This is a genomic window from Schaalia sp. 19OD2882 (assembly GCF_018986735.1).
Classification (GTDB): Bacteria; Actinomycetota; Actinomycetes; order Actinomycetales; family Actinomycetaceae; genus Pauljensenia.
Genome location: NZ_CP065521.1, coordinates 1,976,462 through 2,002,005, shown reverse-complemented (window position 1 = coordinate 2,002,005; position 25,544 = coordinate 1,976,462). Strand labels below are relative to the sequence as shown.

Here is a 25,544-nt window from a genome sequence, read left to right as displayed (position 1 = left end):
ATGCGGATGTTGGTCTGCGCCGACATCCGAGTGCTGATCATCTGGGGACATTCTTGCAAGAAGCTGATCCGAATCTGAAGATTTGCTGGGAGTCGACGTGCTTCGCATGTGGAGATGCGGTGGATGCGAAGGCGAAACACACGGCCGGACAAGAACGAGTGACTCGCCTCACGGGGTGCGGAACGGCCCATTTGGGACCCGTCTCCCTGTGAGCCGCCTGTGCGGGATCGTACGCTTGGGGCATGTGCGCGGCGCAGACCGCCACCGGGGCGACGAACGTCGTCTTTCACCACCACTCAAGGAGTGCCTGATCATGGCAGAACCTCGCATCGTCACCGTCACCGGCGCCGCCGGCAACATCGGCTACGCCCTGCTGTTCCGGATCGCCTCGGGCCAGGTCTTCGGCCCCGACGTGCCCGTCAAGCTCAACCTGCTCGAGATCCCCCAAGGCGCCAAGGCCGCCGAGGGCACCGCGATGGAACTCGACGACTGCGCGTTCCCGCTGCTGGCCGGCGTCGACATCTTCACCGATGCCACCCCTGCCTTCGCCGGCGCCAATGCCGCCTTCCTCGTGGGCGCCATGCCGCGCCGGGCGGGCATGGAGCGCGCCGACCTGCTCGAGGCCAACGCGGGCATCTTCGGTCCGCAGGGTGCCGCCATCAACGCGGGTGCCGCAGACGACATTCGCGTCATCGTTGTCGGCAACCCCGCGAACACGAACGCCACCATCGCCGCCAACGCCGCCCCCGACGTGCCGGCCTCGCGCTTCACCGCCATGATGCGCCTGGACCACAACCGCGCGATCTCGCAGCTGGCAAAGAAGACCGGCGCCGCCGTGGCCGACATCGCGAACCTCGTCGTGTGGGGCAACCACTCGGCCGACCAGTACCCGGACGTGTCCTGGGCGACGGTGGGCGGCAAGCCCGCCACCGAACTGGTCGACGAAGCCTGGCTGGCCTCCGACTTCCGCCCGGTCGTCGCAAAGCGTGGTGCCGCCATCATCGAGGCCCGTGGCGCGTCCTCGGCCGCCTCGGCCGCCAACGCCGCGATCGACCACATGCACGACTGGGTCCTGGGCACCCCCGAAGGCCAGTGGACCACCTCGGCCATCATCTCCGACGGCAGCCACTACGGCGTTCCCGCAGGCCTGTGCTTCGGCCTGCCCGTCACCTCGAAGGGCGGCGAGTGGGAGGTCGTCGAGGACCTGGAGATCTCCGAGGGCTCGCGCGCAGGCATCGACCACAACATCGCCGCCCTCCAGGAGGAGTACGACGCCGTCAAGGCGCTCGGCTTCATCAAGTGAGTCGGGACGGGGGCCGCGGACACCCGGGTGTCCGCGGCCCTTCGCCGTGCCAGGCACGAAGTGTCCCTCTCGGCGGCGCCGGTGGCGGCGCTGTGGTCGGCGGTCTCGCCCTCGTGAGGGCCGAGCCTCATCGCACGCGTGGTCGACTACCCTTGGAACACATGAAGGACACCCCCGAATCCCCGGTCGAATTGGTCGTCACCCTGTCGTGCCCCGACCGGCCCGGCATCGTCCACGCCGTCACCGGCGTCATGACCGGCAACGGATGCAACATCATCCAGTCCCAGCAATTCGGTGCACCCGACTCCGGGATGTTCTTCATGCGGGTCGAGGTCGACTCGCCCGTGGGGCGCCGCCCGGTCGAGGACGGCATGGCCGAGATCGCCTCCCGCTTCGAGGCCACGTGGAACGTGGACGACCTGGGACGCAGACTTCGCACCGTCATCATGGTCTCGCGGGAAGGACACTGCCTCCAGGACCTCCTCTACCGTCAGCGCACCCAGGCCCTGCCCATTGACGTGGTGGCCGTGGTGGGCAACCACCCGGACCTGGCGCCGGTCGCCCAGTTCCACGGCGTGCCCTTCCTCCTGGTGCCCGTCACCGCGGAGTCCAAGGCCGAGGCCGAACAGCGCCTCCTCGACCTCATCCGTGCCGAGGAGGTCGAATTGGTGGTCCTGGCCCGCTACATGCAGATCCTCTCGGAGAAGCTCTGCCGGGCAATGGCAGGACGCATCATCAACATCCACCACTCCTTCCTGCCCTCCTTCAAGGGGGCCCGCCCCTATGCGCAGGCCCACGACCGGGGGGTCAAGCTCATCGGCGCCACCGCCCACTACGTCACCCCGGACCTCGACGAAGGGCCGATCATCGAACAGGACGTCACGCGCGTGACACACGCCGACTCGACCCCGGACATGGTGGCCCTGGGCCAGGACGTCGAACGGCGGGTCCTCGCCCAGGCGGTGAGATGGCACACGGAGCACCGGGTGCTCATGGACGGCACCCGCACCGTGGTCTTCTCCCGCTGAAGTTTCGAAGGCCTGAGGTTCTTTGACAAACGCGAGCACGTCGTCCACCGTTGTGGGCATGACATCTCGTCACACCATCGACGCGCCAGTGGCGCTCGCTCCCGCGCGGCGCGTGACGGGGTACGTTCCGGGCGGTTTCGACATGCTCCACGTCGGCCACCTCAACATCTTGCGGGCAGCGCGGGCACGCTGCGATCGCCTGGTCGTGGGCGTGGCCACCGACGAGTCCCTGCGCCGCATGAAGGGCAAGGACCCCGTCATTCCCCTGAAGGAACGCTGCGAATTGTTGGCCGCCCTGCGTTTCGTCGACGCAGTGGTCGTGGACCTGGACCAGGACAAGCGGGTGGCGTGGCGACTGCAGCCCTTCGACGTCCTCTTCAAGGGCGACGACTGGAAGGACACCCCCAAGGGGGAGCGCCTGGAAGCCGAGCTGGCCGAGGTCGGGGCCCGCGTCGTCTACCTGCCCTACACGGCGTCGACCTCGTCGACGATGCTGCGCAGGTTCCTCTCCCCGGACGAGGTCGAGGCCGAACTGGGCGAGGGCCTGGCGGTGACCAAGTGAGCGCCCCCACCCCCGGACACACCTCGTGGAGCGCGCGTTTCCGGGCCAACCGGGCGCGCCTGGACGCCGCCCAGAAGCCCGGCAACGGAGTACCCGCCTACACGCGGTGGGTGAACCGGCGCGGGGCGCGCCTGGTCGCCGCCGCCGGAGCCGCCAGCGGAATGACCCCAAACGGCATCACCTTCATCTCCCTGGCGTTCAGCGTGGCGGGCATGGTCGCCCTGGTCGCCCTGCCGGACCGGGTGTGGGCCGGAATCCCCGTGGCCGTCCTGCTTGCCACCGGATACCTGCTGGACTCCGCCGACGGGCAGCTCGCACGACTGACAGGAACCTCCTCCAAAGCAGGGGAGTGGCTGGACCACGTGGTCGACGCCTTCCGTACCCCGGCCATCCACTTCACCCTGGCCCTGGCACTCATGGTCCACCGGCCCCACCTGTGGTGGCTGGCCGTCGTCGCCGTTGTCCACGGCTTGGTGGCCTCCGGCCAGTTCCTCAGCCAGATCCTGGCCGAAGCCTTCATCCGCACAGGCGGGGGCACCCAGCGCCGAGGAGGCACCCTGCGTTCCTTCGTCCTGCTGCCCACCGACCCCGGCACCCTGTGCTGGTCCTTCCTCCTGTGGGGCCTGCCGCTCGCTCACGGAGGCCTGTACGCACTGCTCACCGCCGTGGCCATCGCCCACAGCGCCATCTCCCTGACACGCCGCCACGCGGACCTGCGCGCCCTGGACGAGGCCGGGAAGGCCACCCGTGCCTGAGATCAGCGTCCTCCTTCCGGCCCTCGACGCCGCAGCGACCATTGCCGAGGCCGTCACCTCCACCCTGCGCGCCCTGCCCGCCGACGCCGAACTGGTCGTCCTGGACGACGGCTCCACCGACGACACCGCCGACTGCGCCACCCGCGCCGCCGACGAGGTCGGACGCGCCCAGGACCTGCGGATCCTGCGGAACCCGCAGCCCGGGGGAGTGGCCCGCGCACTGAACAGGATGCTCGCCGAGACCGACTCGTGCCTCGTGGGACGCATGGACGCCGACGACGTGTCCCTGCGCGGCCGCTTCACCGCATGCCGTCGCGCGATTGCCGCAGGTGACGACTTCGTCTTCACCCAGGTGGTCAAGACCTCCGGGCGCCGCGTGCGCCCCAACCCTCCATTGACCCTGACGCCCAGCGGCTTCGCCGACGAACTGCTGCTCACCAACCCGGTTGCGCACTCCTCCATGCTGGCCACACGGGCAGCCATCGACACCCTGGGCGGATACCGCGAGGTTCCCGCCGAGGACTACGACCTGTGGCTGCGCGCCGCCACCGCCGACATGCGTCTGCGGCGCCTGGCGCGGTGGGGCCTGGTCTACCGGACCCACCCGAACCAACTCACCGCCACCCAGGGCTGGTTCGGCAAGTCCTGGCGCAACCCCGACCAGGCCGGCGCCTACGCGGACTTCACCGAACACCGCCTCGGCAAGCGACTCCTGCGCCCCGTGGCAATCGCGGCCCTGCCGGAAGCGGAGCGCCTGGCCGCCATGGGCGATTTCCGTGAAGTGGTCGGCGCCCACCTGGCCCGCGTCGGCGGCCTGCACGGAATCCTCCTGCGCAGGCGGCTGAGGCGCAGGATGGAATGGATCACCAGCGCCGCCGGCGACACCCGGGCTGCGGAGTCGAGAAGGAGAGACCAGAGATGACGATCCTCACCCTGCCACCGCGAGACGGCCTGCAGGTGGCCCTGCGCGTGCTGCGCACCCGCAAGTGGACGGTGCTGGCCACCCTGGTCGTCGTCATGGCACTCATGGGCGCCTACCTCATGCTCGTCGGCCGCACCTACACGGCCAGCACCAGTTTGCAGGTGGCGGTCATCGGCGCCGAACCCGCGCCCACGATGCGCACCGGCGTGGCCTCGGTGGACATGACCACCGAGATCGACCTGGTCCGATCCGGCGAGGCCGCCAAGCGCACCGTCGAAAAGGTCGGCGGCACCCTGACCGTCGAGCAACTCATCGAGGGCGTGCGAGTCGTCGCCGACCCCCTGGGCACGGTCCTGACCATCTCGTGGACCGCCGACGACCCCGAGAAGGCCAGGCTCATCTCGGCCACCCACGCCGAGTCCTACCTGCAGGTGCGCAAGGAACTGGTCCTCGAACGCGCCAAGGCCGTCATGGCGGAACTGGACACGCAGATCGGTGACCTCCAGCGTCAACTGGCCTCCGTACCCGGCGACTCCGCCTCCGAGGCCTCCACCCGCCAGGTGCTCACCTCCCGCATCGGCGCCCTCACGCAGCGCCGCGCCGCCCTGCTCGGTTACGACGCGCCCACCGGACGCGTCGTGACCTCGCCGGAACTGGCCGAATTGGTCGTCGGCCCCTCGCGGGTCCTCTACATGGCTTCCGCCGCCGCCCTGGGACTGATCCTCGGCCTGGCGCTGGCCGTCGTGCGCGAGCAGATGGACCACCGGGTCCGCGGCCCCAGGCACCTTGCCCAGATCATCGCCGCCCCCGTCTGGTCGGCAGACGTCACCGGCGCCGGCGACCTGCGCTGGTTCGGCGGCGCCCACCTGGCCACCATCGTCGGCCGCGACCGCGGCACCCCCGCCCTCGTCATCGGGTCCACCGAGAAGGAGTCCCCCTACCTGCTGGCCGCCTACCGGGCCGCCCAAGGAGAGGTGCGCCCCGACCAGAGGGTCGTCCTCCTCGACCTCGACGGGCCGCGCGCCGAGCTGATCCGCGCCCTGGCCGACGTCGACCACGTCGTCATCGCCCCCAACCCGGACATGCCCAAGGAAGAGGTTCGCCAGCTGGCCGACCAGATCGACCTGTCCGGAACGGAACTCATCGGCGCCTTCCACCTGCTGCCCGAGGCACCCATGAAGGGCGCCGACATCCGTGACATCGGAGAGGTCGGCGAAGCCACCACCGCGCGCCACAGGGGCGAGGGTGCGCATGGAATCCGCTGAGACCCCCTGGCACATCCAGGTCGTCGACCTGGAGGGAACTGGCACGCGCACCCGCACCGTCTCCGGCCGGGCCGGGGCCCCCACCACCCAGGCCCTCGTACGCCTCCACGGGCGCAGCCTGGCCCTCGTCACCGGCACCGAGGCGGACCTGGAGGAGGCCCTCAGGGGAGCCGCCACCGGCGAGGCGAACACCGAACGCGGATGGGCGCAGCTGCCACCGGGGCCGACGGACGGCCACGTGCCCACCGCCAGCGTCGTCATCTGCACCACCGGCCGCTGCGACATGCTCGCCCGGGCCGTGCAGGCCGTCCTCGCCCAGGACACGCCACTGCTGGAAGTGCTCGTCGTCGACAACGACCCGGCCTCCGGCGCCACCGGCCGCGCCCTGCGCGAGGTCGACGACCCGCGCCTGAGCATTGTCGCGGCCCCCGAACCGGGACTGTCCCGCGCACGCAACCGCGGCCTCGTGCGCGCTCGCGGCCAGGTCATCGCCTTCACCGACGACGACGCCCTGGTCGACCCCTCATGGCTGCGTCGTCTCCTCGAACCCTTCGCCGCCGACCCGCAGGGCCGCATCGGGGCCGTCACCGGCATCGTCCTTGCCGCGCAGATCGCCCACCCCGCCCAACGCTGGTTCGAATCGCGCGGTGGATTCCCGAAGGACCTCGCCCCCCGCGTGTGGACCCTCAAGGAGGCGGACCCGGCCCTGGCGCGCATGGGCGAGCCGGGCGAGGGCGGCCCCCTGCACCCGCACACGACGGCCCGCGTCGGGGCGGGCGTGTGCATGGCATTGCGCGCCCGGGCACTGCGGCAGGTCGGCCCCTTCGACGTCGCCCTGGGGGCGGGAACCCCCACCAGGGGAGGGGAGGACCTCGACATGTTCGCCCGCATCCTGCGTGCGGGGTGGGCGATCGTCCACACCCCCGACGCCCTCGTCCACCACCGTCACCGCACGGACGAGGACGGCCTGACCCTGCAGATCCGCGGCAACGGCTCCGGAACCGCCGCGCTGCTGACGAAGACCGTCCTGGCCGACCCCCGGGTCCTCGTCGACCTCGCACGCCGGGTGCCCGCAGTCGCCCGGCGGCTCAGGCCCGGCAGTGCGCGCGTCTCCGGTGCCGACCAGGACGTGCCCGCAGGACTCACCCGCGCCGAGATCGCCGGATTCCTCGAAGGACCCTTCGTGTGGGCCCGCGCCAAGGCCCGGGCCCATGCGGTGCGACGCGCGCGGCTGCGCGGCCGCCGACAGGGAGGCACCCGGTGAGGAAGACGCTGGCCGCCCTTGATGCGGCGCGTGAGGACCGGGCCAGGCTCTGGAGTGCACGCGCAGGGCGCCTGTGCGCCCTCGTCCCGCAGGTCGGCCCCCAGGCGGTGGACCTGGGCGCATGGGCCTTCGCCCTGCCCTTCGGCGGATACATCCTGTGGTGGGTCCTCGGATTCGGCGACATGGTGTGGCCGGTGGCGGCCCTGTGGATGGCCGCCTCGTGGTTCGGCGTGCGGGGTTTCAGCGTGCCCTGGCCGTGGGTCCTGTGGGGCGTGTTCGTCCTGTGGATGCCGTTGACCTTCCTCATGCTCGACACGCCGGGGCGCCTCGTGGGCGCCCTGTACCGCTACATCCTGGTGGTGGCGGCGACAGTCTTCGCCATGCACCTGCACAACGCCCGCAAGAACCTGCCGCTGCGCAAGGTGCTCACCGTCATCACGCTCTTCCTCGTCTCGGCGACACTGGGCGGATACCTGGCAATGGCCTTCCCGCAGCTCGTCGTCCACACGCCCCTGTCCTTCGTGCTGCCCAAGGGGCTGCTGGCCAATGAGCTGGTCCACGACATCGCCATCAGACGCACCTCCCAGTGGAACCCGAATTCGTACATCGACTCCGAGCCGCGCCCCTCGGCCCCCTTCCTCTACGCGAACACGTGGGGAAACGTGTACTCGCTGGTCCTGCCTCTGTCGCTGGTCCACCTGCGCCTGGAATGGGCGCTGCATTCACGCTGGCGTTGGCCCGTCGCGGCGGTGATCGCCGCCTCCGTCGTGCCGGCGGTGAACACCTTGAACCGCGGCATGTTCATCGGGCTGGGCGTGGTGGCGCTCTGGGTGGCCGTGCAGTACCTGCTCGCAGGGCGCTGGAAGGGGGTTGGCGCCGGGGCGGGGATGCTCCTGGCGGGCACCTTCATCTGGACGGTCTCGCCGGCGGGTGTGGAGTTCTTCGACCGCCTGGCCACGACGAAGTCCACGGTGGACCGCTTGTCCCTGTATTTCGCGACACTCAAGGACATCGCCGAATCCCCGGTCATCGGCTTCGGTGCCCCCAGGCCCGCCCCGAACCCCTGGCTTCCGGCTCTGGGCACGCAGGGGCACTTCTGGACGGTGCTCTTCTCACACGGTTTCGTCGGGGTGACCCTCTTCGTCGGCTTCCTCGTGGCCGTCATCCTCATGGGAGCGGGCCGCAGGGACCTGCTCGGAGCCGTCCTGGTGGGCACAGTGGCCGCAACCCTGGTCGAATCCGCCTTCTACGGGATGACGACGGGCCTCTTCGTCACTTTGGCGGCGGTGGCCCTGCTCACCCGCGGTGACAGTGTCGAGGCCGAGGTCGCCCGGCTCAGCAGTCCGCTTCCTCGGGGAAGGTCTCGTGGACGAGCTTCCAGGTCCCGCCGGTTTGTTCGAGGGTGAAGAGCATCCGTGAGCGCGTGGGTGCCGACGGGTCGCCGACGGACTGTCCGGCGTCGTCGGTGACGGTGACGCCGGAGGAGTCCACACAGGCCAGGACCGTCACGCGTGCGCCGTCCTTTTCGAGGACCTCACTGGAGACGATTTTCGGGTGGCCGCTCACGCGCATGCCTTCGGCCTGGTACTGGGCGGCCAGGGCCAGGTGCTGGTCCAGGGCGTCCCCGGCGAGCACGGCCGTCATGTCCTGGTCGGGGTTGGGCTGGGCAAGGGCCTGGGAGGTGCGTTCCAGGACTCCTTGGACGGCGGACTGTTCACTGACCCCGTCGGCGGACACGGGGGCCGCCGGAGGAGCCGGCGGGGCGGCGGAGGCGGCCTGGTCGCCGGACGGGCCAAAGTCCGCACCGGAGGTGGAGGCGTCCGCACTGGCCCCGGAGGCGGCGGAGGCACCGCCATCGGGTGTGGTGGTGCCCCGTCCCATCCACATGGCGCCCACAGCGAGGGCGATGACGAGGGCGAGGCCCACTCCGAGGAAGGGCAGGAGTTTGCGAGAAGGTGCTGGCACGGGGGTCCACCTGTGGTTCTAGGATTGCGGACGGATCACGGACAACTGTACAACCGAGGGGAGGACACGCATGACTGAGGGTTCCTCCACCGCCTCCCCCCGTTCCACCAGGGGATGGCTTGCCCGCGGCGGCAGCCTCGGCTTCGTGGGCGCAGCAGGAAGCGCCGTGCTCGGTTTCGCCCTGACGATCATGCTCACCCGCATGCTCGGCAGCCAGGGGGCCGGCGTCGTCATGCAGGCCACAGGTGTCTTCGCCCTGGTCGTGGCCCTGTCGAAGGTGGGCATGGACTCCACCGTCATCTACCTGTTGCCGCGACTGGTCCCCTCCGAGCCGGGGGAGGTGCGCCGCACCCTGACCTTCATGTCCCTCGTGGCCGTCTCGGTCAGCACCGCGGCCGCCCTCGTCCTCATCGCCTTGGCGCCCCTCGTGTGGGCAGCCCAGGGGCAGACCCTCGTCGCCGTCATCCGGGCCGTCGCCTGGTTCCTTCCGGCCCAGGCACTGCTGCTCGTCGCCACAGCCGCCTTGCGGGCACTGGGCGGGATGCGCGAATACGTCCTCGTCCAGAATCTCGCCCTGCCGCTGCTGCGGCCGCCGGCGGTGGCCCTGGCGGTGCTGGCCACCTCGTCACTGGTCATCGTGGGGCTCGCGTGGGCCGCACCCCTGGTCCTGGTCCTGGCGGTGGCACTGCTGCTGCTCTCGCGCAAGCTCCGCGCCTGGCCCTCGGACCCGCCCGGGAGGCTGTTGCCGCAGGGGCGGCGCACGCGGGAGATTCTCGCCTTCGCCACCCCCAGGACCCTTGCCGCCGGCCTGGAACAGGCGATCGTGTGGCTGGACGTGCTGCTGGTCGGCACGCTGCTCGGTGACGGGGCGGCCGGCATCTACGGGGGAGCCAGCCGATTCATCCAGGCGGGCATGCTCGTCGACTCGGCCCTGCGGATCGTCGTCTCGCCCAAGCTGTCCGCCCTGGTCAAGGAGAGGCGCCTGGAGGAACTGCGTGACCTCCACGCCACGGCCACCACGTGGCTGGTCCTCTTCGCCTCCCCGATCTACGTCCTCATGGCCGTGTACTCGCCGACTCTCATGACGGTTCTCGGGGAGGGTTTCGGCCAGGGCGCCCCGGTGGTCGTCGTCCTGTCCGTGGGCGCGTGCACGACCTTCCTGGCAGGCAACATCCACACGCTGCTCATCATGAGCGGGCACAGCGGATGGGCCGCGTGGAACAAGGTCGTCGTGCTCGTCCTCAATGTCGTGGGCAACCTGGTCCTGGTGCCGTGGGCGGGGATCGTCGGGGCGGCGGCCAGTTGGGCGCTGTGCATGGTCGTCGATGCGGTCCTGGCCTCGGTGCAGGTGCGTCACCTGCTCGGGGTGCGGCTGGGATTCGCCCAGTACCTGGTCCCGCTGGGGGTGGTCCTGGTCAGTGTCGGTGTACCTGCGGCACTGGTCCTGACCTGGTGGGGTCAGAGCCTGTGGGCCCTGGCCATTTCGTGTGTCTTGTCACTTCTGTGCTTCGGGGCCGCCTGCATCGTGTGGCGCGGGCCCTTGAAACTCCAAGGGATACTCGACAAACGTTCATGATTGCACACAAATGCATACCGCGAATGTGCAGGAACTGGGGTTCAAGTGTGACACCATTGCATGTCGACAAACTGTCGGCCGTCATCAACACGCAGTGGGGTTCACATGTCCATCCGCCGCGCCCTCGCGGGGTTCGGTGCCGCAGTGCTCGTCGCACTCGCATCAGTCGTCAACATCCAGTCCGTCGCCCTGGCCGACCAGGCCCGGGACGGCTCCTCGGCACAGGCAGCAGCCGCCTCCTGCTGGGAGATCAAGCAGAACCGGCCGGACGCTCCGGACGGCACATACTGGCTGCTGACCCCCCAGATGGACGCCCCCGCGCAGTTCTTCTGCGACCAGAGCACCGACGGTGGCGGCTGGGTCCTCATCGGACGAGGGCGTGAGTACTGGGAGTCGTACTCGCGAGGCCAGGGCGACACCGCCTCCCTGCGCACGCGCGAGCGTTCACCCAAGGCCTTCGCCGCCGCCCAGTACTCGGAGAAGACCGTCAACGAACTGATCGGCGGCACACCCGTCAAGGACCTCGAGGACGGCGTGCGCATCCTGCGAGCCACCGACGAGAACGGCCGTTCCTGGCAGAAGGTCGACATCGCCTTCACCCATCTCAACGCCTTCGAGTGGTTCTTCCACACCTACACCGATGGGCGCATCCGCTTCGACGGCGGGTCATGGCAGCAAGCCCCCCACTTCGTCTCCCGCGTCGGTGACACCGGCGTTGCGGGCCTGGACATCTCCATGTACTCGAACAAGGAGTACCGCACGGGCTTTGCCTTCGGGCCGGCGGTCAAGGCGGGTTCGACCTCCGCCAACTCCTACATCTGGCGTCAGAACTCCGGTGCCCTGCCCTACTCCGAGGTCTATGTGCGTCCCCGCCTGACCTCCACCGAAGGCTTCCAGCGCATCGACGACTCCGGCACCGGCGAGAAACTCGTGCCCGCCACTGTCTCCGACCTGGCTGCGGCGACCCCGTGGGGCGTGGTCGGCAACCTCAACGGCCGCACCTCCGAAGGCAACTCCCTTGCGCAGGCCTTCGTCCAGATCGGCCAGACCATGTACGTCGGAGGCAACTTCACAGGGGTCCAGCGTGGCTCCGGCGCCGCCCCGATCGCCCGCACGGGTGTGGCCGCATTCGACGTCGCCAGCGGAGAGCTTCGCCCTGACTTCGCGGTCACCGTCGACGGCCAGGTCAAGGCCCTGGCGGCTCTGCCCGACGGGCGACTGCTGGTGGGCGGCGAGTTCCGCACGGTCAACGGCTCCGCCCATGCCGGTACGGTCGTCCTGGACCCCACCACCGGAGCCGTCGACGAGTCCTGGGACCTGCAGGTCCTCAACCGCCTGAAGTCCGCGAAGGGCTCGGTGTCCGTGCGCGCACTGGACGTGGACGGCGACCGCATCTACATCGGCGGCTACTTCACTCACCTGCAGCGCCCCGGCAAGGCCCAGGTCTATGCCCGCAGCGCGGGCCGCGTCGGCCTGGACGGCACACCCGACCGTTCGTGGAACCCCGAATTCAACGGCTCCCTCATGGACCTGGACGCCACCGGCGAGAAGGACCGCTTCTACGCGGCCGGATACTTCACCACCTCGGGTGGCGGACGCTTCGAAGCGAACAAGGCCACCGTGCTGCGCACTGCCCCGGGCGCCGAGCCGGCCACCGATTTCCGTTTCGTCGGCTCGACGGACACGCGACGCAACTACCAGCAGACCGTCATCGACTCCGGCCCTCGTGCCTACATCGGCGGCTCGGAGCACTCGCTCTTCGGATACGACCCCACGAGCATGGAGCGCCTGTCCGGCGTCATCACCACGACCCTGGGCGGTGACCTGCAGACCACCACCACCGACGGAGTCACCGTCTACGGCGGCTGCCACTGCTTCTCCCGCGCCTACGACGGCGCCTACCGGTGGAGCGACCCGGGCCGCACATGGACCCGTTCCGTGCGCGTCCAAGGCGTGTTCGCCGTTGACGCCGCCACCGGTGCGATCCACGAATGGACCCCCTACCTGTTGCGTGGCAAGGGCTCCGGCGCCTGGGGATCCGGCATGTCGAATGACGGCACCCTGTGGCTCGGCGGCGACTTCACCGCCTCTCGCACGGTCAGCGGACGCAACCAGTGGAACAGCGGTTTCGTGCGCTACCCGGCCCGTGACCGCGTGGCGCCCGCCACTCCGGGGGGTCTGAAGGCCGCACTGTCCTCCGACAAGTCCACCGTTGCCCTGTCCTGGTCCGGCGTCGAGGGCGCCTCCACCTACCAGGTCCTGCGCGACGACCGTGTCGTGGCGTCGACCCGAAGTGCTTCCGTCAAGGTTCCCGCCGGGGGCGAGAACCGCTACTTCGTTCGTGCCGTGGACTCCGAGGGCAACATCTCCGCCTCCAGCCCCGTGGCCGTGCCCGGCAAGGACTCGGCGCCTGCGCCCAAGCCGGCTCCCAAGCCCGACCCGCGCCCCGAACCGAACCCGTCGCCCAAGCCCGCCCCCGAGCCCAAGGACGGCGCGCTGATCGGCGAGGACGCGCAGTGGAGCTACCTCTACCAGGCGGAGGACCCGGGTGCGAAGTGGTTCGCCCCCGACGCCGACCTCTCCACCTGGAAGACGGGTCAGGCGCCCTTGGGATACGGCGACTCGGATCTGCGCACGGTCCTCACCCCGCCTGACGCATCCCGCCCCGTCACCGCCTACTTCCGCACCCAGTTCACGGTGGAGGACCCGGCCGCCCTGGGCGACCTCGTCCTCAAGTACGTGGCGGACGACGGGGCAGTGGTGCGCATCAACGGGGTCGAGGTCTCCCGCACCCGCATGGCTCCTGGAGCGGTGGGACACTGGACCCGCGCCCACGAGGCGATCAGCACCCACAACGCCGTCTCCGAACCGACGGTGGTCCACGTGCCCGCCGAAGTACTGGTCAAGGGGGTCAACCACGTGAGTGTCGACACCCACGTCAACTGGTCCCGCAGCCGCTCCCTGACCTTCCGGGCGACCCTGGCGGACGAGGGCCGCTGACGGCCGTGCCCGACACCGGCCCCGAGCAGCCGTCCCCCTACGGGGGGATGGCTGCTCTCGTCTCGCGCCCTGGGACCACGACCACCTGGCTCAACCACTGGTCGCTGCTCAACGCCGACTGGCAGGCCCTTTCCCGCCTCGATCTCATCGGCATCGACGGCACCCTTTTGCAGATGCTCCTGGCCGCCTCCGGGGCCACGGTCAAACGCTCGTCGGCGGATCTGGTCCTTCCGGCGGTCCTCGATGGCGTTGACCGTGTGGCACTTGTCGGCGCCGCACCGGGCGTCGCCGCGCGGGCCGCGCGGCGCCTGGCACCGCGTGAGGTCCTCGCCGTGGACGGATTCGGGGAACTGCGCGCCCTGCGCGCCGACATGACCCCCTTGGTCGACTTCGACCCGACGCTGGTCGTCGTGGGTCTTGGTGCCGGCCTGCAGGACGCGGTCGCCCACGAGATCTCCACTGCCCTTCCCGGGGCCGCCGTGTGCACCGCGGGTGGCTGGATCGACCAGTACGCGGCGGCCGCCGACGACTACTTCCCCGCGTGGGTCCATGCCCTGCGTCTGGGGTGGGCGTGGAGGATCGCCCACGAGCCGCGGCGTCTCATCGGGCGTTACACGGTTGACGCCCTTCGTTTCCTTCTGGCCGCTCCCGTCCTGCTCCGGCGTCTGAAGGCGCTGGGCAGTGTCCAGGAGTGGGGGGTGTGCCTCACCACAGGTGACGCGAAGCCTCAGTAGGCCCCCTCTTGGCGCAGCACTGCGGCCACCGTGCGCAGCAGGATCCTCATGTCGAAGAGGAAGCTCCGGTTCTCCACGTAGTGCAGGTCCAGACGCACCGACTCCGTCCACGGAAGATTCGATCGGCCCGAGACCTGCCACAGGCCCGTCATACCCGGACGCACGTTGAACTTGCGCATGACGCGCGGCTCGTACTGCTCGACCTCGTGGGGCAGGGGAGGGCGCGGACCCACCAGCGACATGTGGCCGCACCACACGTTGAACAACTGCGGCAACTCGTCCAGACTCGTGCGACGCAGGAAACGGCCCACCCGCGTGATGCGCGGGTCGTCCTTGAGTTTGAAGAGCACCCCCGTGTCCGGGTCGTCGTCATCTCCGTGGCCGTCGGCCGCCCGCATCGCGCGCTCCTGTTCACGCAATTCGGCCAGGCGCGCTTCCGCGTCCACCGTCATCGTGCGGAACTTCACCATGGGGAAGAGTTGCCGGTGGCGCCCCACCCGCTGCTGGAGGAAGAAGGCGGGGCCGCCGTCCTCGCGGCGCACCAGGACGAAGAGGACGGCGAAGAGGGGGGCCAGGGCCATGAGCAGCAGCGTGGAGGCCACCAGGTCGAAGAGGCGGTGGACGACGGCCTCCAGGGGAGAGTACTGGCGTGTCTCGGCCCGCATGAGGGCCACACCCGGAGCCGAGGTGATCGTCAGGAGTTGCGGGCCCAGGCACGTGGGTTCGAGGACCACCGCCATGGACATTCCGGCGTCCTCCAGGCACCAGCGCAGATTCTGCAGGTCGGTGAGGTCCGTCGCCGAGCCGGAGGTGAGCAGCAGGACTCCTGCCCCGCAGTCCTCCATGGCGGGCACGATCTGGTCGAGTCGGTCCGCCAGGACCGTCGTGCTCAGCGGCACGTGGTCGTCCCACTCCATGAGGCCCCCGATGTGCAGGCCCAGGCGCGAGCTGTGGCGCACGAGAAGTTCCTCGAGGGGCACCGCGGAGCTTCGGGGGGCCAGGAGCAGCGCCGTGGAGGAGCGGTCACGGGAGCGGGTGCGCACACGGGAGTGCAACTCGTGCATGAGGGCGACCAGGGCGGGCAGGATGAGGCCGGCCAGCAGCGGTGAGGGCAGGGGGAGCGAGGTCCAGGACTCGGCCAGCGTCAGTCCCGTGAAACCGACCAGGGCGAGGGCGGCGAAACGCCGGGGCTGCCTGCGGGCGCGCAGGCCGTGACGGTGGGAGAAGACTCCGGTCAAGAGGAAGCCCAGTGCCCAGATTCCCACGGCCAGCAAGGTGCCCAGGAGCGCGTCCCAGAGGTTCCACAGTGCCCCGCCCAGGGGGAGGGTCACCAGCAGTGAGCTCACCAGTGCCACTGCGAGGGAGTCGGCCAGGACCAGGAGGTTCGTTGCCGCATCGGGGTGCACGGAGCGACGTCGAGCGCGCGCGACACCGCGCCGAGAGGCGTGGTGCGGGCCCGGAATTGGTAGATGAAATGTCATCCGTCGTTCTCTGTGCTGATGGTGCGGACGTCGGGACAATGCTCCCACGTCAATGAACCGAAACATGATACCCGGTAATCGAATGGTCATGTCAGTCGCCGCTCAATTGTGCGCGATATGCTGACCCCCGGTCGTGACTGGCGCACAGGTGGGTGACCACCGGGGAGCGATCCGACAGGCCGCGGGGGCCGCCCGCCTGGGTCCCCGAGGTGAGACTGGAACCAGATCAGGAGAACCCATGCCTTCCCTCAACGACATGTCCCTGGCCGAACTCGATCCGGAGATCCGCGCCGTCCTCGACGCCGAACTCCAGCGCCAGCGCACCACCTTGGAGATGATCGCCTCGGAGAACTTCGTTCCCCGCGCGGTCCTGGAGGCGCAGGGGTCGGTCCTGACCAACAAGTACGCCGAGGGATACCCCGGACGCCGCTACTACGGGGGCTGCGAGGCCGTCGACGTCGCCGAATCGCTGGCGATCGCCCGCGCCCTCGACGTCTTCGGCGGCGACTACGCCAATGTCCAACCCCACGCAGGCGCCCAGGCCAATGCCGCCGCCCTCATGGCCATGGCCGAGGTGGGCGACACGATCCTCGGCCTCGATCTGGCCCACGGCGGGCACCTCACCCACGGCATGAGGATCAACTTCTCCGGCAAGAACTACCGGGCCGTGGCCTACGGGGTCTCCCGTGAGAGCGGCCGCATCGAGATGGACGAGGTCCGCCGCATCGCCCTGCAGGAGCGTCCCAGGGTCATCATCGCCGGATGGTCCGCCTACCCGCGCCACCTCGACTTCCAGGCCTTCCGGGACATCGCCGACGAGGTCGGAGCCCACCTGTGGGTCGACATGGCGCACTTCGCCGGCCTCGTCGCCGCGGGTCTGCACCCCAACCCCGTGCCCTTCGCGGACGTCACGACGACCACGGTCCACAAGACCATCGGCGGACCCCGCTCAGGCATGATCCTGTCCTCACGCGGCCGGCAGTGGGGAAAGAAGATCAACTCCGCCGTCTTCCCGGGCCAGCAGGGCGGCCCCCTCATGCACGTGATCGCCGCCAAGGCCATCGCCATGAAGGTCGCCCAGACCGAGGAGTTCAAGGACCGTCAGCGGCGCACCCTCGAAGGGGCGCAACTGCTCGCCGAACGCCTGGGGGCGCCCGACGCCGTCAATGCCGGGATCTCCTTGGTCTCAGGAGGCACCGACGTCCACCTGGTCCTCGTGGATCTCGTGAAGTCGCAGATCGACGGGCGTGACGCCGAGGACCTGCTGCACGAGGTCGGCATCACCGTCAACCGCAATGCGGTCCCCTTCGACCCGCGTCCCCCCATGCGCACCTCCGGCCTGCGCATCGGCACCCCGGCCCTGGCCACCCGCGGCTTCGACGCGGCCGATTTCGCCGAGGTCGCCGACATCATCGTCACCGCCCTCGTCCAGGGGGCCTCCGGCGCCCCTGTCGAGGTCGAGGCACTGCGCACACGCGTGGCCGCCCTGACCGACAGGCACCCCCTCTACGTCGGGCTCGACTGATGCGCGCCCCGTGGAACGGACCCGCCAAGGTCCTCGACGGCAAGGCGACGGCTGCGGCCATCAAGGCCGAACTGGCCCAACGTGTGGCCGCCCTGCGTGAACGGGGGATCGTGCCGGGACTCGGCACGATCCTCGTGGGCGAGGATCCCGGCTCCATGGCCTACGTGGCCGGAAAGCACAGGGACTGTGCGGAGGTCGGCATCGAGTCCATCCGCGTCGACCTGCCTGCCCGGGCCGGCCAGGCCGACGTCGAGTCGGCCATCGACCGCCTGAACGCCGACCCCGCCTGCACCGGCTACATCGTCCAACTGCCCCTGCCTCGCGGCATCGACACCAATGCGGTGCTCGAGCGCATCGACCCGGCCAAGGACGCCGACGGCCTGCACCCGACGAACCTCGGGCGCCTGGTCCTGCGCGGCGCGGAGGACATCGACTCGCCCCTGCCGTGCACCCCGCGCGCGGTCATCGAGCTCGTGGAGCGCCACGGGATCGACCTTGCCGGTGCGGACGTGTGCGTCATCGGACGTGGAGTGACCGTGGGCCGCTCCATCGGGCTGCTGCTCACGCGCCGTGCGGTCAACGCCACCGTCACCTTGTGCCACACGGGCACCCGCAACCTGGCCGACAAGGTGCGCTCCGCGGATGTGGTGGTCGCCGCCGCGGGGTCGGCCGGCCTGGTCACCCCTGACATGGTCAGGCCGGGCGCCGTCGTCCTGGACGTCGGGGTGAGCCGTGTGGTCGGCCCCGACGGTGTGGCGCGCCTGCACGGGGACGTCGCCGACGGGGTGGACGAAGTCGCCTCGTGGCTCTCCCCGAATCCCGCGGGGGTGGGTCCCATGACCCGGGCCCTGCTTGTGACCAACGTCGTCGAAGCGGCCGAAAGGTGCCTGTGACTCTGCGCACGGCGGCGTGGAGATTGCCCCTCCACGTCGCCATTTCGCATTTGTCAATGATTTCTGACTGCCATTTCTCAGACAGTTCGGAGATATTCTCGGTTTCTGCGAATCTGTAGACTGATTCGACGTCGGATTCCCCGACATCCCTCGAATCGGAGTCAAGACGTGAGACAATCGGCCAGGACATTTGCACGACAGGACGCCCGCCGCTTGGCAGGGGCGGCCCTCATCGTGTGCGTCCTGGTCGTCCTGGTCGCCGCGGCCCTGAATCCCGGGGTGCGCGCCACCCACCTCGAACTCGATGACGGGGGCGTGTGGGTGACCAACCCGCGCCTGCAGGCCGTTGCCCACCTCAACCCCGACGCCCGCATCCTCGACTCCTCCCTGCACGTGGACACCGCCAAGGTCGACGTCCACCAGAACGGGGAGACCGTCTTCGTCAAGGACCTCGACACCTCGACCCTGTCGGGTGTGGACGTCGCCCACTCGACCCTGGGCGGTGGCGTCGCCAACCCGGGCCTCGACATCGCAGTCGGCGGGGACTGGATCGCCCTGACGGACGTGGCCAATGGACGCATCTGGCGTCAATCCACCTCCGCCCCGGCCGTCGTCGACAGGGAGGCGCAGGTCCCCGACCTGTCCGACCTGCCCGACGCCCACGTCACCGTCGGCTCCGACGGAGCGATCCACGCCGCCTCGGCCAAGGCCGAACGAGTCGTCACCCTCAGGCCCGGCGTCTCCGGCGAGGACGCCGAGGTCTGGCCCCTCAAGGACCTGCGTGCGGGCCCTCTGCAGATCGCCGCCGTCGGCCAGAACCCCGTCGTCCTGGAGTCCGACAGCGGGCGCCTCCATCTGCCCGGCGGCGTCGTCGTCGAGCTGCCCGGAACAGGGTTCGCCCTGCAGGAGTCCGGACCCGCCTCCGACTCCGTCCTCGTCTCGACGGCCGATGCGTTGCTCTCCGTCCCTTTGGCCGGCGGCGAGCCCCGGACGACTGCGGCTTCGGTCCCCGCCGGGGCGGCTGTGCGTCCCGTCCGACTCGGGGACTGCACCTACGGCGCGTGGGCGCGCAGCGGCTCCTTCATCCGGGACTGCGGGGACCCCGCCGCCGACGTCTCCCTCGTCGTCGACACCCTGGTGCCCGCCACCCACAGCGTCTTCCGCGTCAACCGACGCACCATCGTCCTCAACGACCTCGACAACGGCACCCTGTGGCTGCCGGACGAGAAGATGTTCCTCGTCGACGACTGGGACCAGGTCGACTCGACCCTGAAGTCCGAGAAGGAGGAGGAACAGGACAAGGCCGCCGAACGCACCGACGAGGTCGCCCTGCCCGAACGCTCCCAGGAGAACAAGACTCCCACCGCCAACGACGACGAGTTCGGGGTGCGCGCCGGACGAACCAACCTCCTGCCGGTCACCCAGAACGACGTCGACCCCGACGGAGACGTCCTGACCGTGCAGGAGGTCGGAGCCACGGACCTTGGTGTGGTCTTCGTCACCCGCGAGGGCGCAGCCCTGCAGATCGCCGTTCCCGAGGGCGCCAGCGGGGCGACGACCTTCGAGTACACGGTCTCCGACGGCCGAGGGGGGACCTCCACGGCGACGGTCGCCGTCTCCGTCCACCCCGATGACGTCAACGCCCCGCCGAAGCAACTCGTCGCCCAGTCCCTCTCCCTGGGGGTCGGGCGCTCGGCACGCATCAATGCCCTGACCAGCTGGTACGACCCGGATGGGGACCCCTTCTACCTCTCGGGCGTGCGCGCGCCCCAAGGGCTGACCGCCCGCACCCGCGACAACGGTGCCCTCGACGTCACCGAGGCCGGACACGGAGCCGGAAAGGACGTCGTCACCCTTCTGGTCTCCGACGGTCGAGTCGTGGGGGAGGGGCGTGTGGACGTGAGTGTCGTCGAAGGCGCCAACCAGGCTCCGGTGACCAACGCCGACCACATCGTCGTCCGCGTGGGATCGACCGCGACCTTCACCCCTGCCGCCAATGACACCGACCCCAACGGCGACCAGCTGCGCGTCGTCCAGGTCGAACCCGGCGGCGACATCGTCGGCGCCACCCTCGATGCGGCCCGCGGCATCGTCACCGTCACAGGTATCCGCCCCGGCACCACCTACCTCGGCTACGTCGTCAGCGACGGCCCGGCCTCGACCCCCGGCTTCATCCGCGTCGACGTCGTCCCGGAGGAGTCCGCGCCCCCCAGCGCCGAGGACGACATCGCCGTCCTTCCCGCCGTCGGGCAGGTCCTCGTGGACCTCCTCGCCAACGACTCGGACCCCACGGGAGGCGTCCTGGCCGTCCAGTCGGTGCGTCTGGCACCCGAGTCGCGACTGACCGTGGCCCTCATCGACCGGCGCATCGCCCGCGTGAGCGCCCCCCGCGGAATCAACGCCCCCGAAACCTTCACCTACACCGTCTCCAACGGGGTGGGGTCGGCCGAAGCCAGTGTCACCGTCGTGCCCGGGCCGCCCCTGGACACCACCGTGCCGCCCGACCCCATCGACGACGTCATCGTCGTACGCGCCGAGGACGTGGCCGGGATCTCCGTCCTGGACAACGACAGCTCTCCGACGGGCCTGCCGCTGACCGTCCAGGGGGAACTCCAGCACCAGATCCCCGCCGATGTGGCCACCGTCTTCCGATCCGGGGACCACGTGCGCGTGCGCGGCGGATCGCGGGCCGGCACGGGAACGATCGTCTACACGGTTGCCGACTCCGTGGGCAATGTGGCCTCCGCGCGCGTGGCAGTGACGGTGGTGGGCGCCGACGACGGCACGAACACGGCGCCGCACCCGCGCGACCTGGTCGCCCGGACCACTGTGGGCCAGTCGGTGACCATCCCCGTACCCACTGAAGGCATCGACCCCGAGGGCGACTCCACGACCCTGGTCGGCATGGCGACGGCCCCGACCAAGGGCACTGTGGAGCGCGTCAACAGCGCTTTCGTCTACACCCCCTCCGGAGAGGCCACAGGCACCGACACCTTCACCTACGTCGTCGAGGACCGCTTGGGAAAGCAGGGCACCGGCACGGTGCGCGTGGGGGTCAGTCCCCGCTCCGAAGTGAACGAACCCCCCGTGGCCGAACCGGACGAGGTCCGCGTACGTCCGGGCAGGCGCGTGTCCGTGGACGTCCTGGCCAACGACCTGGACCCCGACGGGGACGACCTCACGCTGGTCCCGGACTCGGCCGACGACCACGGAGCCGGCATGGACGTGGCGCAGAAGGCCGGACGTGTCGTCCTGACCGCCCCCGCCAAGGAAGGTACCCACCTCGTCACCTACATGGTCTCCGACGGCAATGGAGGCCGCTCCCAGGGGGTCCTGTCCGTGCTCGTGCGCGAGCAGGCCCCGCTGCTGCCCCCCATTGCCCGAGACGACGCGCCGGACGACACCCAGGTCGGCCAGGCCCGGCGCACCGGCACGGTGGTGCTGGACGTCCTGCGCAACGACGAAGACCCCGACGGCGACATCTCCCGCGCCACCGTGTCCTCGACCGACTCCGGGGTGCGGGTCCTGGACGGTGGACGCCTCGAAGTCTCCCTCGCGGACGAGGCGCGGATCGTCATCTACACGGTCACCGACGTCGACGGGCTCGCAGCCTCGGCGGTCGTCACCGTCCCCGGCCGACAGATCACCCGACCCACCGTCGACCTCACCACCGTGCCCATCCGCGCGCGTGCGGGCGAAGCCACCGACATCCCCCTCAACGACCACATCGTCTCCAGGGCCGGACGCCAGGTGATCCTCACGCGGGCCGAGTCCGTGAGCGCGGGCGTGGGTGCCGACGGCTCCGCCCTGGTCAAGGACGTCAAGACCCTCACCTTCCGCTCCCGGCCCGACTTCTCCGGCCCCACCCACCTGACCTTCGAGGTCACCGACGGGACGAGCCCCGAGGACCCGACCGGACGCACCGCGATCCTCACCCTGCCCATCGAGGTCGAACCCACTGCCAACCGTGCGCCGACGATCCGCGGGACCACGGTGCGCCTTGCCCGTGGACAGGCCGCGACGACCCTGGACCTGCGTGAGGTCTCCACCGACCCCGACTCGGCCGATGTCGCGGGTCTGCGCTTCTCCCTCGTGGGGGGCGCCCCCGCAGGGATCAACGCGTCGATCAGCGGGGCGACACTGACGATGAGCGCCACCAAGGACGCGTCGCTGGGCGCCGTCGGACAGCTGCGGATCGCCGTCGAGGACGCCCACGGGGGACGTGGTGAAGCCGCCTTCCCCCTGCAGGTCTCGGCCGAGGGCCCACAGGAACTGGTCAAGACGACCGAGGCTCGCGTGAGCGTGCGCGCCGGAGCCAGCGTGGACGTGGACATCGCCGCCTACGCGACGAACCCCGATCCCGCGCGGGGCCCGCTGCGCATCGTCGGTGCGCCGGTCGTGAACGGGGGCGTGCAGGTCAGCGTGCGCGGCACCGTCCTGTCGATCTCCGCTCCTGCGGGGGCCGTCGGGTCCTCCACCGTCTCCTACGTCGTCGTCGACGCCGCAGGCGGGGCCGAACGCGAGGTTCCCGGCGTGGTCCGCGTGGACGTGCAAGGGGTGCCCGGCGCACCCGCCGGCGTGCGCGGCGAGGCCCTGTCCACGCAGGTCGCCAGGATCTCCTGGACCGCCGGTCCCGCCAACGGCTCCGACATCACCTCCTTCACCGTCACCGACCACACCCAGGGCGACTCCGTCCAGTGCGGGGTCACCACCAGTTGCGACATGACGGGGCGTCGTGGCGAGGGCGTCCACGAGTTCTCTGTGACCGCGACCAACGCCGTGGGGGTCTCCGAGGCGTCCGCGCGGGTGCGTGTCCAGATGGTGGCCGCACCCGAGCAGCCGCCGGCGCCGACCATCAGGGCGGGCGACACCACGCTGACCATCGCCTGGCTCTCCGTCGAGCACGGCTTGAGTGCGCCCACCCGCTACGAGGTGAGGGTCACCGGACGCGAAGTCCTCTCCGTCCCCGCCGACGGGTCGAGCACCTACCGTGTGGACCTCAACGGTGTGCCCAACGGGGTCAGCCACGTCGCCCAGGTGCGCGCCGTCAACGCTGCCGGGGCCTCCGCATGGTCCCTGTCGAGTCGCGAGGTGACCCCCTACGGTCGTCCCGCCGCGGTCCCCGGCTTCACCGCCAGCCACAGCCCCTCGGACGACGGGGCCGAAACGGGTACGGTGGAGCTCACGTGGGCAAGCCCGGATCCCAATGGGCGCGCCATCGAGTACTTCACGATCACCGGCGCGGGGCGCACCGTGACCGTGGACGGAACCTCCCGCCGCGCGAGCATCCACGGGGTGCCGGTGGGAGGCGAGACCTCCTTCACGATCACCGCGACGAATGACCGGGGTGCGCCCGCCTCACACACCTCACCGCCCGTCTCCACCAGCGTCATCGTGCTGGGACGCCCGCCGGTGCCGAGCATCGAATCGGTGGCGGCGACCGGGCGCGACGCCGAGGTGCGCCTCAAGTGGAACCGCTCACCCGCCCAAGCGGGCTGGGCCCCGGCGGACCTGTCCTACCAGTGGAGCACCGACGGAGCGTGGCTGCCCCTGACGGGCGAGATCCTGTCCGGCAACGGCCTTCGCAATGGTGCGCCGACGAATGTGCGCATCCGGGCCGTCGCCACCCGCTCGGGCATCACCCTGCACTCCGCCATCGTCTCTTCTGCTCGGGTCGTCCCCTACGGGGCGCCCATCGCGCCGACCCTGGAGTGCGTGAGTCTGGGGGCGAAGGTCGAATGCTCGTGGACGGGCGGTTCGGGCAACGGACGTGAAGCCACATTCCACATCCAGGACGTGGCCGAGGCCGTCGGCGCCGAAGGGTCCCGCACCTTCGACGCCCAGCCCGGACCCACCACGACCGTGTGCATCCGCGTCACCCAGGCGGGCACCGGCACGCAGGCGGAGAACTGCTCGACCGTCAACAACCAGCAGACCGGCCCCCAGAACCCGCCGACGGTATTCTTGTGGGGACTCAGGGTCGACGGACTCAGCGCCACCCTGTACGTGCGCGACTTCCCCAAGCCCGGTGGCTGGTACGGCCACTGCTGGAACTTCGGTCCCGGCGGCAAGCAGGTCGACCTCGGCCCGGCCAACGGCGGTGGCCCCGTCGAGGTTCCGCGGTTCGGTTCCGTGACCTTCACCTGTGCGGGCAATCCCGACGACCCGTCCATCCAGGGCCGGCCCGGTAGCTTTGCCGTCGTCCTGACGAGCCCGACCGACCCCGTCACCTACACCTTCTTCGCCGCCCACGGCGGCAACTGACCCTCCGCCCTGACCCCCATCCACCGAGGAGAAACACCACATGGCCATCACTGCACAGGACGCCCAGCATTTCCAGGAGGGGTTCGCGGCAGCGGTCGAGAACGTCTCGAAGGCGCTCCTGGGCAAGGAGGACGTCATCCGCCTGGCCTTCACGTGCATGTTCGCCGAAGGGCACCTGCTGCTCGAGGACGCCCCCGGAACCGGCAAGACGGCCCTGGCCCGCGCAATGGCCGCGACGATCGACGGGGCGCACTCGCGCATCCAATTCACCCCTGACCTGCTGCCCAGCGACATCACGGGTGTGACCATCTACGACCAGCGCACCGGCGCCTGGGACTTCCACAAGGGTCCCGTCTTCGCCTCCATCGTCCTGGCCGACGAGATCAACCGCGCTTCGCCCAAGACCCAGTCGGCCCTGCTGGAGGTCATGGAGGAGGCGCGGGTGACGGTGGACGGGGTGCGTCACTCCACGGGCCGGCCCTTCATGGTCATCGCCACCCAGAACCCGGTCGAACAGGCCGGCACCTACCGCCTGCCCGAGGCCCAGTTGGACCGTTTCCTCATGAAGACCACCATCGGCTACCCGGACCACGAGGCCGGCGTGGCCATCCTCTCCGGCGCCAAGCAGCCCGACCGTGCCCGTGACCTGCGCCCCGTCCTCGACACCTCGCAGATCGTCGCCATGGCGGAGATGGCGGGGGAGAACCACGTCGACCCGAGCGTCCTCGACTACGTCCAGTCCCTCGTGGAGGCCACCCGCAAGGACCCCTCCGTGCGAGTGGGCGTCTCGACGAGGGCGGCCATCGGCATGGTCCGTGCCGCCCGCGTGTGGGCCCTTGCCCAGGGCCGCAACTACGTGGCCCCCCTGGACGTCCAGGCCCTGGCCGAGACCGTGTGGGCCCACCGTCTGGTCCTCGACCCGGACGCCGAGTTCGCCGGAGCCACCCAGGGCGCTTCCCTGCGTGCCGCCATGCGGGCGGTGTCCGTTCCCGTGGGACGCGCGTGAG

Annotated in this window: 17 protein-coding genes and 1 riboswitch; of the genes, 15 read left to right on the top strand and 2 right to left on the bottom strand. The window is 70.1% G+C overall.

Annotated elements, in window-relative coordinates:
• Positions 1–313: 313 nt before the first annotated feature.
• The 8 genes from I6B53_RS08735 (at position 314) to I6B53_RS08700 (ending at position 8,505) form a co-directional block, all read left to right on the top strand.
• A complete protein-coding gene (locus tag I6B53_RS08735; protein ID WP_216763856.1) occupies positions 314–1,303 on the top strand; it encodes a malate dehydrogenase in 990 nt (329 codons plus the stop codon).
• Between the two features lie 161 nt (positions 1,304–1,464).
• The gene (purU, locus tag I6B53_RS08730; protein ID WP_216763855.1) at positions 1,465–2,331 is read left to right on the top strand and encodes a formyltetrahydrofolate deformylase; all 867 of its coding nucleotides are present in this window, start codon (positions 1,465–1,467) and stop codon (positions 2,329–2,331) included.
• Positions 2,332–2,389: 58 nt separating this feature from the next.
• The gene (locus I6B53_RS08725) at positions 2,390–2,893 is read left to right on the top strand and encodes an adenylyltransferase/cytidyltransferase family protein (RefSeq protein WP_216763854.1); all 504 of its coding nucleotides are present in this window, start codon (positions 2,390–2,392) and stop codon (positions 2,891–2,893) included.
• A complete protein-coding gene (locus tag I6B53_RS08720; protein ID WP_216763853.1) occupies positions 2,890–3,648 on the top strand; it encodes a CDP-alcohol phosphatidyltransferase family protein in 759 nt (252 codons plus the stop codon). The genes I6B53_RS08725 and I6B53_RS08720 overlap by 4 nt, the downstream gene beginning before the upstream one ends.
• Positions 3,641–4,570 (top strand): glycosyltransferase, encoded by a 930-nt coding sequence (locus I6B53_RS08715; protein ID WP_216763852.1) that lies wholly within the window; start codon positions 3,641–3,643, stop codon positions 4,568–4,570. Before I6B53_RS08720 ends, I6B53_RS08715 begins: the two co-directional genes overlap by 8 nt.
• A complete protein-coding gene (locus tag I6B53_RS08710; RefSeq protein WP_216763851.1) occupies positions 4,567–5,835 on the top strand; it encodes a Wzz/FepE/Etk N-terminal domain-containing protein in 1,269 nt (422 codons plus the stop codon). The genes I6B53_RS08715 and I6B53_RS08710 overlap by 4 nt, the downstream gene beginning before the upstream one ends.
• Positions 5,822–7,099 carry a glycosyltransferase family 2 protein gene (locus I6B53_RS08705; RefSeq protein ID WP_216763850.1) on the top strand — a complete coding sequence of 426 codons (1,278 nt, stop codon included), beginning with the start codon at positions 5,822–5,824 and terminating at the stop codon, positions 7,097–7,099. The genes I6B53_RS08710 and I6B53_RS08705 overlap by 14 nt, the downstream gene beginning before the upstream one ends.
• Positions 7,096–8,505 carry an O-antigen ligase gene (locus I6B53_RS08700; RefSeq protein ID WP_216763849.1) on the top strand — a complete coding sequence of 470 codons (1,410 nt, stop codon included), beginning with the start codon at positions 7,096–7,098 and terminating at the stop codon, positions 8,503–8,505. The genes I6B53_RS08705 and I6B53_RS08700 overlap by 4 nt, the downstream gene beginning before the upstream one ends.
• Here I6B53_RS08700 and I6B53_RS08695 read toward each other — a convergent pair.
• Positions 8,435–9,064, bottom strand: a complete 630-nt coding sequence (locus tag I6B53_RS08695) for an IMS domain-containing protein (RefSeq protein WP_216763848.1) — start codon at positions 9,062–9,064, stop codon at positions 8,435–8,437. The genes I6B53_RS08700 and I6B53_RS08695 overlap by 71 nt on opposite strands.
• Before the next feature lie 70 nt (positions 9,065–9,134).
• Between I6B53_RS08695 and I6B53_RS08690 the strand changes: the two genes are divergently transcribed.
• The 3 genes from I6B53_RS08690 to I6B53_RS08680 all read left to right on the top strand — a co-directional run bounded on the left by I6B53_RS08690 (position 9,135) and on the right by I6B53_RS08680 (position 14,374).
• On the top strand, positions 9,135–10,640 hold the full coding sequence (locus I6B53_RS08690; RefSeq protein ID WP_216763847.1) for an oligosaccharide flippase family protein: 1,506 nt from the start codon (positions 9,135–9,137) through the stop codon (positions 10,638–10,640).
• Between the two features lie 105 nt (positions 10,641–10,745).
• A complete protein-coding gene (locus I6B53_RS08685; protein ID WP_216763846.1) occupies positions 10,746–13,640 on the top strand; it encodes a fibrinogen-like YCDxxxxGGGW domain-containing protein in 2,895 nt (964 codons plus the stop codon).
• 5 nt (positions 13,641–13,645) lie between these two features.
• Positions 13,646–14,374, top strand: coding sequence for a WecB/TagA/CpsF family glycosyltransferase (locus I6B53_RS08680; protein ID WP_253953841.1), 729 nt, complete (start codon positions 13,646–13,648; stop codon positions 14,372–14,374).
• On the opposite strand, the gene I6B53_RS08675 is transcribed toward I6B53_RS08680, so the two are convergent.
• On the bottom strand, positions 14,368–15,780 hold the full coding sequence (locus I6B53_RS08675) for a sugar transferase (RefSeq protein ID WP_216763845.1): 1,413 nt from the start codon (positions 15,778–15,780) through the stop codon (positions 14,368–14,370). The two genes, I6B53_RS08680 and I6B53_RS08675, sit on opposite strands and share 7 nt — an antisense overlap.
• 198 nt (positions 15,781–15,978) lie before the next feature.
• Positions 15,979–16,064, top strand: a riboswitch (ZMP/ZTP riboswitch).
• A gap of 29 nt (positions 16,065–16,093) precedes the next feature.
• On the opposite strand from I6B53_RS08675, the gene glyA reads away from it, so the two are divergent.
• From glyA to I6B53_RS08655, 4 genes are all read left to right on the top strand, one after another.
• Entirely contained in the window at positions 16,094–17,380 is a 1,287-nt protein-coding gene (glyA, locus tag I6B53_RS08670) for a serine hydroxymethyltransferase (RefSeq protein ID WP_216763844.1), read from the top strand.
• Positions 17,380–18,273: a bifunctional methylenetetrahydrofolate dehydrogenase/methenyltetrahydrofolate cyclohydrolase gene (locus I6B53_RS08665; protein WP_216763843.1), complete on the top strand. Its 894-nt coding sequence runs from the start codon at positions 17,380–17,382 to the stop codon at positions 18,271–18,273. The genes glyA and I6B53_RS08665 overlap by 1 nt, the downstream gene beginning before the upstream one ends.
• 168 nt (positions 18,274–18,441) lie before the next feature.
• Complete coding sequence (locus I6B53_RS08660) at positions 18,442–24,537, top strand: Ig-like domain-containing protein (RefSeq protein WP_216763842.1); 6,096 nt, start codon at positions 18,442–18,444, stop codon at positions 24,535–24,537.
• 40 nt (positions 24,538–24,577) lie between these two features.
• Positions 24,578–25,543: a MoxR family ATPase gene (locus I6B53_RS08655; protein WP_216763841.1), complete on the top strand. Its 966-nt coding sequence runs from the start codon at positions 24,578–24,580 to the stop codon at positions 25,541–25,543.
• The last annotated feature ends 1 nt before the right edge of the window (position 25,544 follow it).